Genomic DNA, 2,759 nt, shown 5'->3' with positions numbered 1-2,759 from the left:
GCCTGACACTTGCCGCCGTTTTCGGGCGCGAGAAACACGCGGCCTTCTGGCTCTTGTCCGGTCTTGGACTGACACTTCTCGTCCATATCGGCGTCACCACGGCCTTTCAGTCGCTGACCGGTATCGTCGCCAAGGGCAGCACCTATTTCTTCCTTGTCCTTGCCATGAACCTTGCCTGCCTTGTCGTCGCCGGATTGCGCCTGTCATCTGGCGTGGCAAGCCGCCTCAGGCTTGCCGGGCAGGGGCAGGACCTCTGGATCGCGGCCACACTTTTCTGGCTGTGCCTCGTGCTTTTCGCGCCGAAATTCTATTGGGAGAATTTTACCGGCGACGGTTCCGGCTCTCTCCAGTTCGCGCGCCTCTACATCGCCGAAAGCTGGCCCTTCTGGACGGCCGAGGCGGGGCCCATCCGCAATGCGCCGGGTCTGACCATGGTGCTTTTCGTTATCCCCGAAAGCTGGTTCGTGCGGCTCTGGGGGGAATGGGAGTTTTCGGTCCGCGCCCCCCTTTTGATGTATCTCGCGCTGCTTTACCCGGTGATCATCCAGATGATCCGTACGGGGCGTGAACTGGCCCGCCCGCTTCTGGCCTTCGACCACGCGCTGATCGGTGCTGCCCTTCTGGTCTATGTGCTCGCCACCGTTTATTCCGGTGGTTACCACGTCTATTTCGGCGACAGCCCGATGCCCGCCGCGCGTGAGACGCTTTCGCTTTTCGTCTTCCTCGGCTTTGCGCTGGCCTTTATCGAGGATCGCCGCTGGCTGATGCTGGGCACCGGCATCATGGTGCATCTTGTGATCCCCACAGGCGGGCTCTGGCTGCTGATCTGGCCCGCCGCCGTATTTGTCACATGGCGGCCCATTCCCTGGGCGCGGCTCTGGACCGCTGCCGGGGTGCTGATCGTCGCGGCCGCAATCTCGGTTGTCCTGCCAAAGATCATCGCCGAGATCGGCCTGCCGTTTCCCGGCGATGAATTCGGATCGGACAATATCATCACCCGCCTGCGCTATGTGACATGGGTCGATTTCGGCCGCTTTGCCTTCTGGGCGGTGCCGGTCGGCATCCTGCCCGCGCTTTTCCTTCTGACATGGCCCTGGCAGGACAAGGTGGCGCGCGCGTTGACACTCGCCACGCTCGTCTTCTTTTTCTTCTTCTACTTTCAGGCATGGCGGGTGCTGCTCCATCACTACATCCCGGTGATGATCCCGCCGATGATCGTGATGTGGCGCTCGGGCCTCATCTCCCGCGCGCGCCTGGCGCTGCCGCTTCGCGCTCTGGCAACGGTCCTGCTCGCCGTCTCGCTTTGGCTCTCCTGGCCCAAGGAAATGACCCTGCACGGTTTTGAGCGCGAGATCGGCCAGCAACTCCATGTCGAAGGTCCGATATTCGAGACCGCCGCACGCGGCGATGGCGACCGGTTCCGGGGCTTTTCGGAAAGCTCGCTTGACGTCGCCCATGTGCTTCTGGGCAATCTCTTCCCGATCAAATACGGCGAGGATGATCCCAGCACCCAGTTCTACGGCGCGCCGCTTGTGTGGTGGTTCTATTCGGAATTCCCGAAGCCGGATGGACAGGTCATCAACTATGTCCTGAAACCCGTCGATCAGGCCACGCCCGAGGATGGAACCCTGTTCGATGAGTTCCGGGGCTATGGCCTTTATATCCGCGACAACGCCGCCTATGAACAGGCGCTCAACAACCCGCCGCCGGTCGATACCGGTGCCGCGATCTATGAAACACCACGCAGTATCATCTACGGGCGCGGCCCCCGCTACAAGGGCGACCGGCTGGTCTATGACATCGTGCCTTTTGCAAAACGGCTTCTCGGGGTCGAAGACAGCCAGAAAACAGAGTGAACATGGAACGGTCGAAACTTATCTCTCTTCTCGCCGGATCGGTGCTTGTCATCGGCGGCAGCTACACGGCAGGGCTTTACTCCGCGGTGAAGGAAAACGCAGGCTACCGGCTGGTCTGGGGCACGCTGGATGAGGCCAAGACATTGGTCGAGGAACTGCCGAACCTGCGCGGGACCGAACCCATCCATTTCCTGCGGCCGGCGACCCGAGAAGGTACCGGCGTGACCGTGAACGACCCTGCGGCGAAACAGGACGATCTGATCCTTCTGTCGGGGTTCATGGAGGGCAACAACCGTGCCCGCCTGATCCGCCGCGACGGCACCGTGATCAACGATTGGGAACTGAGCGCCCATACGCTGTTCGAAGACCCGTCCTTTTTCCGCGACAACCCCGCGACCGACTGGAATGCCATCACCCATGGCACGATCATCACGCCCGGGGGCGATATCGTGTTCAGCTTTGAAAGCGGCGGCATGGCGCGGCTGGATCGCTGCGGCAAACCGGTCTGGACCACGCCCGGCATCGTCAACCACCACTCACCGAACTGGTTGGAGGATGGCGGCGTCGTGATCTCGGGCGGCGACCGTGTCGATGCGCCGAACAGCGACATTCCCTGGCCCTTTGGCGGACCCTATTGGGAAGACCTCGTCTTCAAGTTCGATGAGGATGGCAACAAGGTCTTTGAAAAGGCGCTGACCACGCTATTCATCGAAAACGACCTTGAGGCGCTGATCACCTCAACCGGTTTCTTCCGCACCCGCACGGGCGGGGAGTTCCATCTGAATGAGGTAGAGGAACTGTCATCGGACATGGCGGACGCCTTCCCGATGTTTCAGGCGGGCGATCTGATGCTGTCGCTGCGCAATCGCAACATGATCGTGGTGACCGATCCAGAGGTGAAGG

Annotated in this window: 2 protein-coding genes; both read left to right on the top strand. The window is 61.3% G+C overall.

Going from position 1 to position 2,759, the window contains the following annotated elements:
* On the top strand, window positions 1-1,856 hold a 1,856-nt coding region (locus tag WBB85_RS03990), incomplete at its 5' end, for a hypothetical protein (RefSeq protein WP_432637329.1).
* Window positions 1,857-1,858: 2 nt separating this feature from the next.
* On the top strand, window positions 1,859-2,759 hold a 901-nt coding region (locus WBB85_RS03985), incomplete at its 3' end, for an arylsulfotransferase family protein (RefSeq protein WP_432637327.1).

The organism is Albidovulum sp. (assembly GCF_049646345.1).
Lineage (GTDB): Bacteria > Pseudomonadota > Alphaproteobacteria > Rhodobacterales > Rhodobacteraceae > Albidovulum.
The sequence above is the reverse complement of the archived record's forward strand: the minus strand, read 5'-3'. Positions and strand labels throughout refer to the sequence as shown.